At 70.2% G+C, this 15675-nt stretch carries 12 protein-coding genes; 5 read left to right on the forward strand and 7 right to left on the reverse strand.

Features of this window, described 5'->3' with window-relative positions; all coding sequences use genetic code 11:
• Positions 1-341 precede the first annotated feature (341 nt).
• Positions 342-2888 (reverse strand): cation-translocating P-type ATPase, encoded by a 2547-nt coding sequence (locus ACIO52_RS18625; RefSeq protein ID WP_402645276.1) that lies wholly within the window; start codon positions 2886-2888, stop codon positions 342-344.
• Between the two features lie 209 nt (positions 2889-3097).
• On the reverse strand, positions 3098-6331 hold the full coding sequence (locus ACIO52_RS18630; protein WP_316575381.1) for a beta-phosphoglucomutase family hydrolase: 3234 nt from the start codon (positions 6329-6331) through the stop codon (positions 3098-3100).
• A gap of 210 nt (positions 6332-6541) precedes the next feature.
• Between ACIO52_RS18630 and ACIO52_RS18635 the strand changes: the two genes are divergently transcribed.
• Together ACIO52_RS18635 and ACIO52_RS18640 are read left to right on the forward strand one after the other, a co-directional pair.
• Complete coding sequence (locus tag ACIO52_RS18635; RefSeq protein WP_316574770.1) at positions 6542-7522, forward strand: Acg family FMN-binding oxidoreductase; 981 nt, start codon at positions 6542-6544, stop codon at positions 7520-7522.
• Positions 7519-8487: an Acg family FMN-binding oxidoreductase gene (locus ACIO52_RS18640; RefSeq protein WP_218720121.1), complete on the forward strand. Its 969-nt coding sequence runs from the start codon at positions 7519-7521 to the stop codon at positions 8485-8487. Before ACIO52_RS18635 ends, ACIO52_RS18640 begins: the two co-directional genes overlap by 4 nt.
• 30 nt (positions 8488-8517) lie before the next feature.
• Here ACIO52_RS18640 and ACIO52_RS18645 read toward each other — a convergent pair whose 3' ends face one another.
• Together ACIO52_RS18645 and ACIO52_RS18650 are read right to left on the reverse strand one after the other, a co-directional pair.
• On the reverse strand, positions 8518-8790 hold the full coding sequence (locus ACIO52_RS18645) for a hypothetical protein (protein WP_218720122.1): 273 nt from the start codon (positions 8788-8790) through the stop codon (positions 8518-8520).
• 251 nt (positions 8791-9041) lie between these two features.
• Positions 9042-9599, reverse strand: a complete 558-nt coding sequence (locus ACIO52_RS18650) for a flavodoxin domain-containing protein (protein WP_218720123.1) — start codon at positions 9597-9599, stop codon at positions 9042-9044.
• 155 nt (positions 9600-9754) lie between these two features.
• On the opposite strand from ACIO52_RS18650, the gene ACIO52_RS18655 reads away from it, so the two are divergent.
• The 3 genes from ACIO52_RS18655 (at position 9755) to ACIO52_RS18665 (ending at position 12926) form a co-directional block, all read left to right on the forward strand.
• Entirely contained in the window at positions 9755-10675 is a 921-nt protein-coding gene (locus ACIO52_RS18655; RefSeq protein ID WP_218720124.1) for an ABC transporter ATP-binding protein, read from the forward strand.
• Positions 10672-12285: an ABC transporter permease gene (locus ACIO52_RS18660; protein WP_218720125.1), complete on the forward strand. Its 1614-nt coding sequence runs from the start codon at positions 10672-10674 to the stop codon at positions 12283-12285. Before ACIO52_RS18655 ends, ACIO52_RS18660 begins: the two co-directional genes overlap by 4 nt.
• Before the next feature lie 62 nt (positions 12286-12347).
• Positions 12348-12926, forward strand: coding sequence for a hypothetical protein (locus ACIO52_RS18665; RefSeq protein WP_402645282.1), 579 nt, complete (start codon positions 12348-12350; stop codon positions 12924-12926).
• A 25-nt stretch (positions 12927-12951) separates the two neighbouring features.
• Here ACIO52_RS18665 and ACIO52_RS18670 read toward each other — a convergent pair whose 3' ends face one another.
• From ACIO52_RS18670 to ACIO52_RS18680, 3 genes are all read right to left on the reverse strand, one after another.
• Positions 12952-13683 (reverse strand): alpha/beta hydrolase, encoded by a 732-nt coding sequence (locus tag ACIO52_RS18670; RefSeq protein WP_316574771.1) that lies wholly within the window; start codon positions 13681-13683, stop codon positions 12952-12954.
• A gap of 194 nt (positions 13684-13877) precedes the next feature.
• Positions 13878-14417, reverse strand: coding sequence for a TerD family protein (locus ACIO52_RS18675; protein ID WP_316574772.1), 540 nt, complete (start codon positions 14415-14417; stop codon positions 13878-13880).
• A 457-nt stretch (positions 14418-14874) separates the two neighbouring features.
• The gene (locus tag ACIO52_RS18680; RefSeq protein ID WP_316574774.1) at positions 14875-15669 is read right to left on the reverse strand and encodes a type II CAAX prenyl endopeptidase Rce1 family protein; all 795 of its coding nucleotides are present in this window, start codon (positions 15667-15669) and stop codon (positions 14875-14877) included.
• Between the last annotated feature and the right edge of the window lie 6 nt (positions 15670-15675).

Raw genomic sequence — 15675 nt, forward strand, 5'->3', positions numbered from 1 at the left:
TTCCGGGTGGTCGTCGGTGTGTCTCCAGCGTCGCCGGTGGCCGGGTCCGGTCGATACGGCCGAAGGTCCCGGCCGAGCGCTGGCATTGGTCCCCGATGGTCCCCGCCGGTGGCGCCTCGGCGTCGGCGCGAATGTCGTTGTCGCGGGCCACGGAGTCCTCCCGAACGAGGCACCATGGCCACGTCGACCGTGTCGTTCGGATCTGCCGACGAGTGGGAGCCGGGCCGATGATGGAGACATGAGCACGACCTCCACGTGGTCGACAACGACGTCGGACACGTAGCTCGCACCGACACAACGAGGTGACGTTGCGGCTCGTGCGGTAGCGCCACCCCGGACGGTCAGGGGCGCCGACCGACCCGGCGCCGGTGCCGACGACCGCGCCACGCCTTGTGCGCGGTGTCGGACGCCAGCAACGCGGGTATCGCGCAGGCCGCCAGCCCCCAGCCCAAGGCGCTCGGCGGCGCGCCCCCGAGCAGGCGGGGCAGCGGCGGCACCCACAGGAACACGACGAGCAAACCGATCTCGACCCCGACCGTGGCCAGCAGCAACGGATTCCCGCGCCAGCCCACCGCTCCCACCCACCGTGACTCGCTGCGGCAGGCGAACGCGTTCGACAGTTGTCCGAACACGATCGCGACGAACAGCGCCCCCGACGCCGAGGCCAGCACCCTTGCATCCACCTGCTCGCCGGGCCGCCAGCCTGCGACGGCGAGCACGGTCAGGAACGTGATCATGCCGACGGTCGCCTCGGTGGCGCCGAGCACGCCGAAGACCCGGCGCAGCAGTGTTCGATCGATGAGGGTGCCGACCGCGGGCCGTCCCGCCATGGTCCGGGGATTCGGTGGTTCGGCGCCGAGCGCGAGGGCGGGCAGCATGTCGGTGCCGATGTCGAGCGCGAGCACCTGCAAGACCGTGAAGCCCAGCGGGATGGTGCCGCCGCTGGCTGCCCAGAGCGCGAACGGCGCGAGCTCGGCGACATTGTCGGTGAGGTGGTAGGTCAGGAACCTGCGGATGTTGGCGAAGGTCGCGCGGCCGAGCCGGATCGCGGCGACGATGGTGCCGAAGTGGTCGTCGAGCAGGACCAGATCGGCGGCCTCCCGCGCGACATCGGTGCCGGAGGCCCCCATGGCGATGCCGATATCGGCCGTGCGCAGAGCCGGGCCGTCGTTCACGCCGTCGCCGGTCATCGCGACGACATGCCCGCGCTGTTGCAGCGCGGCCGCGATCCGCAGCTTCTGTTCGGGCGCGACCCGCGCGATCACGACCCCGCCGCGTTCGAGCAGGGTCGCCAGTTCCGCGTCGTCGGCGGGGAGGTCGGCGCCCGAGACGACGACACGGTCCGGACCGAACAGGCCGACCTGGTCGGCGATGGCCGTGGCCGTTCCGGGGTGGTCACCGGTCACCATGGCGACCTCGATGCCCGCGCCGCGACAGGCCGCGATCGCCGCGGCGACATCGGGTCGGGGCGGATCCTCGAGTCCGATGACGCCGAGCAGACGCGGGGCGGTGCCCGGCTCGCGGGCCCTGGCCACGGCGATGACGCGAAGTCCACGCGCGGTCATGTCGACGACCCGCTCCGTCGCGTCCGCCGGTGCGGAATCGCAGAGCGCGACAACGGCTTCCGGTGCGCCGGTGATGTGTTCGCCGTCGGCGTCGACCACCGACGCGAGACGGGTGTGGGTGTCGAACGGGGTACGGTGCCGGGGTGCCGGTGGGGCCGTGGCGCCGGTGCGCGCGGCGAGGACGTGCACGGCCACTTCCATCGGGTCACCGATCGGCACCCACTTGTCGTGCACCAGCTGGGCGCGCGCGTCCGGTGAACAGCGGGCGGCGGAGTCGGCGACCGCGCGCGTGGCCGCGAGCGCGCCCTCGCCGCCGCGCAGAGTCGCGGCGGGACCGTAGCCGGTGCCGTCGACGTCGACTTGTCCGTCCGGGGTCCACACCTCGACGACCTGCATCTCGTTGCGGGTCAGGGTGCCGGTCTTGTCCGTGCAGATGAAGGTGGTCGCGCCGAGCGTCTCGACCGCTTCGAGCCTGCGGACCAGGGCGTTCTCGGCGGCCATGCGCTGTCCGGCGCGAGCGAGCGACAGGGTGACGGTGGGCAGCAGTCCTTCGGGGACGAGGGCGACGGTGACGCCGATCGAGAACAGCAGGCTCTCGGTGAGGTCGCGGCCGAGCACGGCGAAGGCGCCGAAGGACGTCACGCCGACCAGCAGCGCGATCAGCGCGACCAGTCGCACGACGCGGTGCAGCTGGCGGGTCAGCGGGCTGGGCGGTCTGGTCGCACCGGCGGTGACGGCGGCCAGGGTGGCCAGGCGGGTGTCCGCTGCGATGGCGCTCACCTCGGCCTCGCCCTGTCCGGCGACGACGTAGGTGCCTGCCAGGACCGGCTCGTTCGCGCCACGCGGCACCGGTTCCGCCTCGCCGGTGAGCATCGACTCGTCGACGGCGAGGTGTCGCGCGTCGCGCATCGTCGCGTCGGCGCAGACCCGATCGCCGGCTTCGAGTACGAGCAGGTCGCCGACCACGAGCATGCTCGACTCGACGGTGACGACACGTCCGTCGCGCCGGACCCGGGCCCGGACCGGCAGCAGGTCGCGCAGGCGCTGCGCCGCCCGGTCGGCGCGGAACTCCTGCACGAACGCGAACACGCCGTTGAGGATCACGACGCAGGCGATGGCCAGGGCGAGCGCGGGCATTCCGGCGACGAGCGCCAGCGCGGCGGCGATCCACAACATCGCGGCGAAGAAGTGGGACAACTGCGCGGCGAACTGCGCGATCCGATTCGGTGGGGGCGGTTCGGGCAAGGTGTTGGCCCCGTCGCGGCGGTGGCGCAGGACGGCTTCGGCGTCGGTGAGTCCCCGGTGCTCGACCGTCGTCTCCATGGCGGCCCCTTTCCGCTGCTCCGATGGCTACCTGATCCAGTCTTTCGAGTCAGCGCAGGCCCGGATACGGCCGAAGTGCCTCACGGAGGGGACGGAATGGCACCATCCCGCCCAGGGATTCGGCATCCTCGCCGATATCGACATGCGCGACCATGAAGGCCGAACCGGGCCAGGAGATGGATGACTGCCGCGTGCCGCCGGCGACGACTTCAGCGCGCGCTGATCGCGACGGTACCGGTGCTCGACGTGAGCGGGACCTCCCAGCACCCGCCCGCGTCGAGGACGCGTTCGATGCCCTCGACACTGACCCGGATCGGATCGGCGGTGCTCGGTGGCAGATCGAGTCGCACCCGGGCGTGGGTCACGTTCACGATGACCGGCTGCCCGCGATAGGAGATGGTGAACTCGGCCTCCCGCAACTCGGCGGGCAGAACCGGGTGCAGCCGGAGCAGATCGTGCCGTGTCTCGATACCGCAATAGCAGCGCAGCACCATGTCGGCCGTGCCCGCCATGGCTCCGATATGAACGCCCTCTCTGGTCGTCCCGCCCTGGGTGTCGGCCAGATCGGCATCGAGGGCCCGGGTGAACAGCGACCACGACGCCTTGCGATCGGTGCGGGCCAGCACCCAGGCATGGGCGAGGCGGCTCAGCGTCGACCCGTGACTGGTGCGGGCCAGGTAGTACTCGACGGTGCGGGGGATGATCTGTGGCGGTAGCGAATAGCCGAGCCGTTCGAGGATGTGACGCAGCTCCTCGGCGGAGAAGAGGTAGAACAGCATCAACACATCGGCCTGTTTGGACAGCTTGTAGCGATTGGTCGTGTCGCCCTCGGCGTGCAGGATCAGATCGAGCCGCTCGATGTTCCCGTAGCGCGCACGGTAGGCCTCCCAATCGAATTCGGCCAGATCCTCGTACCCCTCGAACTGGCTGATGATGCCGTCACGATGGAACGGCACGCGCAACCGCCTGCTGACCCGGTCCCAGCGGATCGGTTCGTCGGCGCGCAGCCGCAGCCGTTCCCACAGCGGCGCGCAGTCGCGGCCGTCGAGCAGCCGGACCACATCGCGGGCGCGCGCCAGCGTCCAGGCGGCGAGCACGTTGGTGTAGGCGTTGTTGCGCAACCCGCATCCGGGTGACTCCGGTCCGCCGTCGTGGTATTCGTCGGGTCCCATCACGCCCTCGATGTCGTATCGGTCGTCGGCCGCGTCGTAGGCGGCCATCGTGGCGAAGGAGCGAGCCACCTCGACCACGATCTCGGCGCCCACGTCGACGAGGAACCGTTCGTCGCCGGTGGCCTGGTAGTACTGCCAGATGCTGTAGGCCACGGCCAGGCCCACGTGGCGCTGCCGAGACGAATGGTCCGGCATCCACTGACCGTTTCGCACATTGAACAGCTCCGCCGGAGCCTCCTCCCGGCCGTCGCTGCCGCTCTGCCAGGGGAACAGCGCGCCGTCGAGCCCGGCCGCGCGGGCAGCGGCCCTGGCCCGGGGCAGGCGCTCGTAGCGGTAGTGCAGCAGCGCCCTGGTCAGCTCGGGCTGTCGCAGCGTGAGCATCGGGTAGACGAACAACTCGTCCCAGAAGACGTGCCCGCGGTAGCCCTCACCGTGCAGGCCACGCGCTGGTACACCGATGTCGAGGTCGGTGCCGGTCACGTGCACCGCCTGCAGGACATGGAATACGTGCAGGTTCAGCGCCAGGTTGTGCTCGTGGCGATCGCCCAGCCGGATCGCGAACCGATCCCACAACCGCGCCCACGCCGCGACATGGGCGTCGCGCAGGCCGGCGGCGTCGGCGAGTATCCCGATGCGATCGGCGGCGGCGAGCGCGGCGGTGGAGATGCCGCGGTCGCGCGAGGTGCTGACCACGGCGACCTTCTCGATGTGGACCGGGGTTCGACGACCGATCCGGATCGTGGCGACCACACCCGGCCGCGAGCGTTCGTCGAGGAACGCGCGGTCGGCGAGCGCGCCGTCGACGCGCGTACGCACCGCGGTGGCGATCGTGAGCCCGGACTGGCGGGTGGTGGTCTCGTACAGCACGGTGTCGTCGTCGACCCGGTGGTGGGTGCCCGGATCGAGGTGCTCGGCGGTCAGTGCCCGGTCCGCGGCGACATTGCGGTTGCGCACCCGGCCCTCGATCACGGACTCGACGATGATCTCGCCGTCCCAGTTGTGGGCGAGCACGGACATTTCCAGAACGGCGACATGAGGATCGGCCATCGAATGGAACCGCCGGGTCGTCACCGTCGTCTGCCTGCCCGCGGCGTCCTCGTATCGGTCGAGGCAGGTGAGCACGCCCGCGCGTAGATTCAGATCCTGGTGATGGCCGACCATCTCGGGGGCGCCGGGCCGGAGGACCGTCCCGTCGGTGTGCCGGACCACGACCGACGTCCAGTCGGGGGCGTTCACCAGGTGTTCGGTCTCGACGACGCGCTCGCCGACGGACGAGACGCACCGGTCGTAGATGCCGGCCAGGTAGGTGCCGGGGTAGTGGATGCCGTCGGGCACGGTGCCCGGGGCGGCGGCGCGGCTGGCCCAGTACCCGTTGCCGGTGGCGCACAGTGCTTCCCGCGTGCCCTCCTGGGCCGGATCGACATCGTCGTAGATCAGATTCCAGCCACCCGAACTCGCGGTGACAGCGCCACCGCACCACCGAGCCGCCGCGGGGATCGGGTCCTCCTCGGCGGATGTCAGCGCCAGGTCCGACAGGTCGGTGACGATGTTGTCGGCGCCCACGGCCGCGAGGCGGGCGCCGGAACCGGTGCGATCGACACCGACGACGAGTCCGAACCTGCCCTCGACGGCCGCCTGCACCCCCGACGTGGCGTCTTCGAGGACGACGGCATCGATCGGCTCGATTCGCAGCCTGCGGGCTGCCTCGAGGAACATCGCCGGATCGGGTTTGCCCGGCAATCCGTAGCGGCGGGCGTCGTTTCCGTCGACACGGGCCGTGAACGCCTCGGTCAGCCCAGCCGCGGTCAGCACCGCGGCGCTGTTGGCGCTGGCGGTCACCAGTGCGGTCGGCACCCGGGCGGCGCGCAGTCGGCGCAGCAGCGCGGCGGCGTCGGGGAATACGCGCACTCCGGATGCGGCGAGTTCGGCGGTGAACAGCTGTTGTTTGCGAGCGCTGATCCCCGCCACAGTCAGCCGATCCGGTGTGTCGTCGGGACAACCCTCGTCGAGGGTGATGCCCCGGGCGGCCAGGAAGGTCCGGACGCCATCGGCGCGGTCACGGCCGTCGACGAAACGCCGGTAGTCCTCGTCGCTGTCGAATGGGGTCACGGTGGGGTCTGCCAGCCGGGGCAGGACCTCGTCGAAGAGCTGTTTCCACGCGATGGCATGGACGGCCGCGGTGTCGGTGACGACGCCGTCCATGTCGAACAGCACCGCGCCGAAGCCGTTCGCGGTGCGGCCCGCCGCGACCGGGAGGTTCGCCAGGCGCATCACCACCATGCCCTCCACACGGGCGGAGCCGGGAGAAGCCGTTCACTGTCCACGAACTTCATCCTGCCGAGCGCGGACCGGCGGGGGAAGGGCGCGGGGGTACGCCGACGGATACCCGAAGTCCTTCCGAATGGGGACGTCGGGCCCTTATCCCGGCCGCCGGGCTGCTGGGACGGTGAACACAACCCACTGCGACGAAGGACGGACATCATGAGACACGGACTGCCCGACGACACCACCGTCAAGGCGGCACTCACCCTCGCCGGCCGCGCGCCGTCCGTGCACAACGTGCAGCCGTGGCGCTGGCGCATCGCCGACCGCAGCATCCACCTCTACCTCGACACGCGACGCGCGCTACCCGCCACCGACCCCGATCATCGCGACATCGTGCTCAGCTGTGGAGCGGCCCTGCATCACCTCACGGTGGCGTTGACGGCGATGGGCTGGGCGCCGGTGATCCACCGCATCCCCGACCCGGCCGAACCGGACCATCTGGCCGCGCTGACCCTGGTACCGCATCGGCCAACCGCGCTCGATGTCTCGCTCAGCGCTGCCATCACCCAGCGACGTACCGACCGTCGCCACTACACCTCCTGGCCCGTACCACCGGGCTATCTCGGCCTGCTCACCGAGCGCGCCGCCGTGCTCGGCGCGGTGGTGCGCCGGATCGACGACCGGGAACGGGTCAAGGCCGCGGCCCGGACCGCGAGCCGGGTACACGCCGACGACGAAACCTACCGGTTCGAGCTCGCGATGTGGTCGGGCAGGCATGGCAGCGCCGACGGCGTACCCGCACGCAACACGCCTGCGCCGCGACCGGACGACGACTTCCCGCCCCGGGAGTTCGCGGCGCCGGAATTCCTCGACCCGGCGAGTCGCCCCGACCATGCCGAACTCCTGGTGGTCGGCACCTCGGCCGACGATCGCGCCTCGCGACTCCGCGCCGGCGAGGCGATCAGCAGCGTGCTGCTGACCGCGACCGGGATCGGCCTCGCGACCTGCCTGCTCACCGAACCACTCGAGATCGCGCACGAACGCGCGCGGCTGCGGGAGCGGCTGCTGCACGATTCCGCCTATCCGCAGGCGATCGTGCGGGTCGGCTGGGCGCCGACGAGCGCCGACGCCCCGCCGCCGACGCCGCGTCGGACCCTCGAGGAACTGCTGATCACCGAGAACGAGGGACTTCCATGAGCGGGGCAGTCGGTCCCGATCTCGGCACCGTCCGTGCGGTTCTCGGGCGTGCTTCGCGGGCACCCTCGCTGCACAACGCGCAGCCGTGGCGGTGGCGCTGGGACGGCGCCACCGCGGCACTGTCGATGGACCCGCAGCGGCTCCTGCCCGCCACCGACATGTTCAACCGGGAAGGAGTGCTCGGCTGCGGGGTGATGCTGCACCACGCCGAGACCGCCTGGTCCGCCGCGGGCTGGGAGACCGCCGTGGACCGGTTCCCCGAGCCGTCCGTGCGCGCGCATGTCGCCTCGCTGCGGCCGAGGCGGCAGAGCGAGCCCACCGAGTCGCAACGGTTGCTCGGCGAGGCGATCGACGTGCGCTACAGCGACCGGATGCCGATGGATCCGCCCCCGGACTGGCCGGTGACGCGCGAGATCCTGGAGTTCCTCTGCGCTCGCACCGGCACCACGGTGAGCTTCCTTGATCCGACTGAATCCGTTGCACTGCAACATATCTCGGCGGTAGCCGCACGACTGCGCCACTACGATCCGAAGTACCAGGCCGAACTCACCTGGTGGACCGCGGGTCCGGACACGGACGGTACCGGTGTGCCCGCGACCACGCTGCCGTCGATCTCCGATCGCCCTCGCGTTCCGGTCGGTCGTGAGTTCCCTTCGGGCAGTGCCGAAGGCGCGGGCGAGGCAGACGACGAAGCGATGGTCGCGGTGCTGTCCACCGATGGTGATGCGGCGGCCGACCTGCTCGACGGCGGTAGCGCGCTCTCGGCGGTGCTGCTCGAGTGTACGGTCCACGGCCTGTCCACCTGCACCGTCTCCCACGTCGTCGAGATCCCGGCGGCCCGCGCCGCCGTCGCCGACCTCGTGGCCCACCGGCACCCCCAGGTCCTGATCCGGATCGGTGCCGCCAGGTGCGAACCACCGCCACGGACGCCCCGGCGTCCGGTCGACAGCTTCCTGGAGATCTGAATTCCTTTGATTTCCCTATTCGGGGAATTCTCAGACCGGACGGTGCCGGAAACGGAGTGCCAGCACGCAGACAGAGATCCCGAGGACGCCGAAAATCGGCTGTAGCCAGTGGAACCGTCCGATGATCAACGGCTGGATCGTGACCCAGCCGACCAAGAGCACACCGGCGGCGAACGCGAGGTCGGCGGCATACCGGTCCGTCCGCAGGGTCGCGGCCGCCGTGGCCGCCATCGGCAGACCGACGACGAGAGCGAGCAGGCAACCTGCCAACAGCGGACTGTCGAACGGCAGCCGGCTCGTCACGTCGGCGCCCAGAGCGAATTCGCGCTCGGGACTTGCCTTTCGGCCGCAGGCGCGCGACCTCGAGGCGCACGTCGATGGTGAAGGTGGTGGCGACGGAAATCGTCTGCGGCGCGGGAAGCGCAGCAGCTACCGATCGTTCCTGCGCGCCGCGACATAGGCGGCGACGACAGCGGCCAGCACGACGATCTCCGCGCCGAGCACCAGGGTGAGCGGCCAGTTCATGATGTCCTTCCGGCGTGGGAACCCGTCGGTCAGGGATGGATGGTGCTGGCGGGCGCCCGTGGCAGGTCGAGCACGCGCGCGATCCTGCTCGACCAGGCGCGCACGGCCTGCCAGTCGCGCAGATCGCCATAGCGGGCGCCCCCGAGGAGCCGGTACATGGCGCGGGCCTGCCACGAGACGCCGGCACGTTCGTACTTCCCGGCGAAGGCGGTGTAGTTGCGGGGGCGCACGGCGTGGACGATGTCGGCGATCTTGCGGGGGATCCGGCGCCCGATCCTGCGACCGATCGGCCCGCGCAGCGCGGGGCCCAAGCCCACACTGAACAGCCAGACATCCTTGTCCGTCAGTGTGTTCAGGTTGTGGCGGATATACGCCGAGGCTTCGGGCAGCAGATCCATGTCGTGGATCGCGCTGCCGAGGACGACGGTGTCGAAACCGGTCAGCTCGGGTGCGTGTGCGATGTCGTGGAGTTCGGTGTGGGCGCCACGGGCGAGCAGGTCGTCGGCGATGAACTCGGCGATGTCGCGGGTCGAGCCCTGCGCGGTGGCGTACAGAACGGCGATGCGGTGGGAAGGGTTCGAAGTCATGGTCTCAGCGTCGCTCGAGCCGTGGCGGGTGGAGCAGAGCCGAGATACCCGCACCTCGGGGACCAAAGACACCGCAGCCGCGCAGGTGACCATCGCTGGTCGCGCCGGGACTTTCGGCTCTGCATTCCACATCCGCCACGATCGACGATTGAGCTATGACCAGTGATAACGTCTCCGCCATCGTCGTCGCGGGCCTGACGAAACGTTTCGGCCGCACCATCGCGCTGGACCAGCTGGACCTGACCGTGCGGACGGGCGAAGTCCATGGCTTCCTCGGCCCCAACGGCGCGGGCAAGACCACGGCGATCCGCGTCCTGCTCGGGCTGTTGCGCGCCGACGCGGGCACGGTGCGCCTGCTGGGCGCGGACCCGTGGTCGGATGCGGTCGCGGTGCACGCCAGGCTGGCCTATGTTCCGGGCGAGGTCACCCTCTGGCCTGGCCTGACCGGGGGCGAGACGATCGATCTGCTCGGCACGCTGCGCGGCGGCATCGACCGGCGTCGCCGCGCCGAGCTGCTGGAGCGGTTCGATCTCGACCCGACGGTGAAGGGTCGCGCCTACTCCAAGGGCAACCGGCAAAAGGTGGCGCTGGTCGCCGCGCTGGCCTCCGACGCCGAACTGTTCCTGTTCGACGAGCCGACCGTCGGCCTCGATCCGCTCAAGGAGGTCGAATTCCAGCGGTGTGTGCGTGAGCTCGTCGACGACGGCCGCACCGTGCTGTTGTCGAGCCATATCCTCGCCGAAGTGGAGGCCCTGTGTGACCGGGTGAGCATCATCCGGCACGGCCGCGCGGTGGACAGCGGCACGCTCGCCGAACTGCGACAGTTGCGCGCAACCACGATCAGTGTCGAAACCGCGCGCCCGGCCGACGGGCTCGCCGCGGTACCCGGCGTACACAATCTGACCATCGAAGGTCGTCGGGCCAGGTTCGACATCGAGACCGACCGCTTCGACGAGGTACTGCGTGCGATGTCGGGCCTGGGTGTGGTCGAGATGACCAGTACCAGACCGACCTTGGAAGACATCTTCCTGCGTCACTATGCGAGCGGGCCGGTGTCGGTGGCGGTGGGATCATGACCACCGGGACCGACACTCCGACCGACACCGGCGTAGCGGGTGCCGCGACGCTGGTGCGCTTCGCGATCCGCCGCGAACGCTGGACCGTGCCGTGGTGGCTGCTCGGCATCGGCACCCTGATGGCGGTGCAGTCGGTCAGCAGCCAGGGTTTCTACGACTCGCCCGCGAAGCTGGCCCAGCTGCGTGCCACCATGAGTGCCAATGCCGCGGCGGTCGCGATGGGCGGACCCACCAGGCTGCTCGATACGATCGGCGGCGAGATCGTCTTCGAGATCTTCGCCTATCTCGCGATCGTCGCCGCGCTGATGAACATGTTCCTGATCGGCCGCAATACCCGGTCCGACGAGGAATCCGGGCGCGCGGAGCTGATCAGGTCCGCCCGCGTCGGACGGCGCGCGCCGCTGGCCGCCGCGCTGGGCACCGCGCTGATCGCCGATGTCGTCGTCGCGGTCGTCGCCGGCGGCGCGGCGGCGGTCACCGGCCTTCCGGTCGGGGGGTCGATCCTGCTCGGCGTCGCGATCGGCGGCGTCGGGTTCACCTTCGCCGCCGTGACGGCGGTCGCCGCGCAGGTGTTCGAGAATCCGCGCACGGTCTACGGTTCGGTCACCGCGCTCGTCGCGCTGGCTTACATCCTGCGCGCTGTCGGCGATGTCGGACCCGAGTACGTGTCGTGGCTGTCGCCCATCGGGTGGGGGCAGCGGACCTTTCCCTATGTCGACGATCGGTGGTGGCCGATCGTGCTGTACGTGGCAGCGGCGGCGTCGCTGATCGCGGTGGCGTTCGTGCTCGCCGAACACCGAGACTTCGGGGCAGGCCTGCTGCGGTACCGCGCCGGGCGGGCCACGGCGTCGCGGCTGCTCGCCTCACCCCTCGGACTCATCTGGCGGCTGCAACGAGCCTCCGTGCTGGCTTGGTGCGTCGGGGTTTTCGTGCTCGGCGTCGCCTACGGCTCCTTCGCCGACAGCATCGAGCAATACCTTCGCGACAATCCCGAGATCGCGGCGTACCTGGCCGGGAACGCGCAGGACGCGGTGAATTCCTATCTGGCACTGACTCTGTCGATCCTGGCGCTGCCGACCGCGGCCTACGGGACCGCCGCGGTACTGCGGGCCAGGGCCGAGGAATCGGCGGGCCGGACTTCGGTGATCCTGGCCCAACCCGTCGGCCGGGCGCGATGGCTGCTCGGCTATCTGGTGGTGGCGATGACCGGCAGCGCGCTGGTGCTGATCGCCGGAGGGTTCGGCGAAGGCCTGGCTTACGGGGTGACCGTGCACGATCTGGCCCAAGCGCCGCGGATGGCGCTCGCCGCCGCCGCGTACGTGCCCGCCGTCTGGGTGATGGTGGCGGTCGGGGCCGCCGCCGTCGGTTGGTGGCCGGGGGTGGCCACGACGGTGGCCTGGGTCTACTTCGGCTACGTCGTGGTGGCGACGATCTTCGCCGACGCGTTCGACCTGCCCGACTGGTTCGGTGCGGCGTCGCCGTTGCGCCACAGCCCGTTGGTGCCGCTCGACGCGGTCGATCCGCGTGCCCTGGCCGCCACCCTGGCCGCCGCCGCGGTGATCGCGACGATCGGCGTCGCCGGATTCCGCCGCCGCGACATCGGGGGCTGACCATGCGTTCCGCCCCGCCTGACGAAACGCCCCCAGCCGGTGCACCGAGGAGAGTGATCACCATGACCGCGACCACGTTTCATATCGACGCCGTGGCGACGCGCACGGCGCGGCTGTGGCGATGCCGGCCGTGGAACACCAACCCGCTCATGCGCTGGCCCGACCGGCTGCTGGCGGTGGCCCGAGTGTGCGCGGTCGGGCTGCTGCTGGCGGCTGTGCCGGTAGCCGGCGCGGTCGGGACCATCACCTATTCCGATGACGTCGCCGACATCCAGGCCGAACGTGCCGGCGTCGACGTCGTGCAGGGGCTGGTACTGGACCGTCCAGAACGGACCTCGGGCCACCTCTATCAGGCACGGGTGAGCTGGCCCGGCACCTCCGGGCCGGTCGTCGCGACGGTGACCGTCTCCCGCAAAACCACCGAGGGCCAGGTGATTCCGGTATGGCTGAACGACGCCGGTGTCCCGGTCCGCGAACCCAGGACCACCGACGCGGCCGTGGTGAACGGTATCGGTGCCGCGGTGGTGATCCTGGTGACCGCCGGGCTCGTCGCCTGGGCCATGACCTACGGCACCGCGTTCGTCGTCGCCCGCCGTCGTTCCGCGGCGTGGGATCACCACCTCTCGGCCCTGAACGGCTGACGAGCCCGGTCGGACTACGACCAGCTCACGTCAGGTGACGGGCGAAGAAATGATTCCCGGCGTCTGCCTCGAATCGCGGTACTCCGGTGTGCCCACCCATGTTCGCGTGCAGCGTCTTCTGTTCGGACCCGAACGCGTCGAACAGGTCGAGGGCCTGCTGCCGGTCGTTGCCCTCGTCGTCCCATTGCAGCAGGACCTGCAGCGGAATGGTGAGCTGTCGGGCTTCCTCGAACATGGTGCGGGGCACGAAACTACCGGCGAACAGCAGCGCGGCGGCGATGCGGGGCTCGACGAGCGCCAGCCGGATGCCGAGGGAGATCACCCCGCCCGAATAGCCGACCGGGCCGCCGAGTTCGGGCAGCGCGAGGAGAGCGTCCAGGGCGGTCCGCCATTCCGGGACCGCCTTGTCGACCAGCGGGAGGACGAGCCGGTCGACGATGTCGTCATCGACCGGCTCACCGGCATCCAGTGCCCTGCGCAGGTCGACGCGTGCTTGCTCGGTGACAGCGCAGCGGGGACGTTCACCGCCGCCGGGGAGTTCGATGGTGGCCGAGGCGAAGCCCGCCGCCGCGGCGTGCTGGGCACGGGCCGCCAATCGGGGGTACATCCCGGGCAGTCCGCCCGGGTGGCCGACCAGGATCAACGGTGCCGGTGCGGATACGGATGCGGGTGTCCACAGGATGCCGGGGATCTCGTCGAGGGTGAAGTGTCGTTCGAGGACGCCGTCGTCGAGGCGGCGTGCGGAGGTGACGTGCATGGTCGTGCCTTTCGGGAGTGCTCGTGCGGCGCTCCCGGACGACCTATCGCCCGACCGTGACCCCGAAGGGGAGCACCCGTATCGATACTGCGTTCACAGGTACCACCTCCTCGTTGTCTCACACGGTCTCCGGAAAGGTAGCAGCGGCCGCCATGGTCCGCCAACAGGTTTTCTCGCGAGGGCTGCCGCGCGGTTCAGCGCAGGTAGGCCGTGAGGTGGGGGACCGCGTCGGCGACGTGCTGGGCAGTGAGCGGTTCGGCGATGTAGGTGAAGGTCCATTCGTGGTCGATCCGGCGGAGGACGCCCAGGACGAGGCCGGTGTGGGAGTGCGCGGAGGCCAGGTCGATGCGGGCGATCTCGGTGCCGGTGACGCTGTCGAGGAGTCGGCAGAAGCCGTTCTCGATCCGGTCGAAGGGCTGACCGGTATAGCAGGTGATGAGGAAGACGACGGTGGTGACGGCGGGGTTCAGCCGGGTCAGGTCGGTGACGATGAGTTCGTCGTCACCGTCACCGACGCCGTCGACACTGTCGCCGAGGTGCCGGATGGCGCCGTCGCGCGAGGTCAGCTGTTCGTGATAGGCGATGTCGACGAAGTCGGTTCCGCTGAACGCCAACGCGGCCGCGTTCAGGTCGATGTCCTTGGCGCGCCGCCGGAACTTGCCCGAGCGCGCAGGATCCCAGCCCAGTCCCAGGGTGACGTGAGTGAGGGTGGTGCGGGGGACTGCTCCGGGCATAAGACGCTCCTGGTCGATTGGCTTCGGCCGGTTGCAGTTCGGATCCCCCGGCGCGATTCCCCGCAAACATGCCCCACGGATCCGGCCCCCGCAATCCAGGCGACGGATGCGGTGGCCGGGAGGCGATGCGCGACAGAGCGACTCGTCCCGCCCGGTCACCTCGACCGGGAACTGCGCCTCGGTGGCCGGGCGACCAGCGCGCAGACGGGTGACCTCCGAGCGGGCGAACTCGACCCGCGGCGTCTCGGCGCCGCGCTCCGCGGCCAGCGCGTCGGCCAGGTCGAAGATCGCTTCGAGGACACGGTGGTCGCGGGCGCGTCCGGCCCGGCGGCAGCAGTACCCCTTGCACAAAGGCCAGGGCGAACACGCTCGGCGCGGGCACGATGGTGCGCGTGTCCATGCCGAGCCACCGGCGGTCCACCGGGACACAGCGGTCGCTCGGTCTGCGGCGAGAGGGTCAGGCAGCGGGAGCGGTCGCGGGCTCGATGCTGTGCCGCTTGACGAGCAGCACGATCGCCAGCACCGGGTAGACCAGGATCGGCAGCAGGGTGCCCGGGTAGATGGCCTGATCGGCCAGGATGACGGTGCCGGTGAGCAGGGTGAAGTCGAACAGCCCATGCAGGACGGAGTTGACCGTGTTGCCGCGGCTGACCCGGCGGGTCAGGTAGAAGAAGTAGCCGGCCAGGCTGACGACGACGGCCTGCGGCAGCGCGCTGACGCCGTGCGTTATTCCGTTGGTCAAGTGCACAGCGCCGAACACGATGCTCGACCACAACGCGACCCGGCCCTCGGTCAGCCCATGATCCCGCAACACCAGCACACCGATGCCGCGGAACATGCCCTCCTCACCCCAGCCCACGAACTGGGTGGCGATCAACAGCACCAGCACATAGAGCAGGCCCTTGTCGGCCAACGCGCTGTAGTTGATACCGAAGACGATCGCGACGACGAAAACGATCGGCACGATCCGGACCCAGGACCGGGTGGGCCGGTCGTCGTGCAGGACCGGCCGCAACCAGCCCAGGTAGGTGATCACGCCGTAGGTGAAGGCCAAGGCCACACCCAGCGGGATGATCATGCCGAAGAACACCGCGCGCGTGGACAGGAAGTCGTCGGAGTCGGTGAGGGCCGCCATCAGCAGACCGCCGAGCTGGATGATCGCCAGGTAGACGATCACGATCAGCGCGAACATCGGATAGCTCAGGCGGCGACCGGGCCGCGTGACCGGCAACGCGGATTCTGGCGTGCTCATGTCGGT

Origin of the sequence: Nocardia sp. NPDC087230 (assembly GCF_044744725.1) — a bacterium.
GTDB lineage: Bacteria > Actinomycetota > Actinomycetes > Mycobacteriales > Mycobacteriaceae > Nocardia > Nocardia canadensis.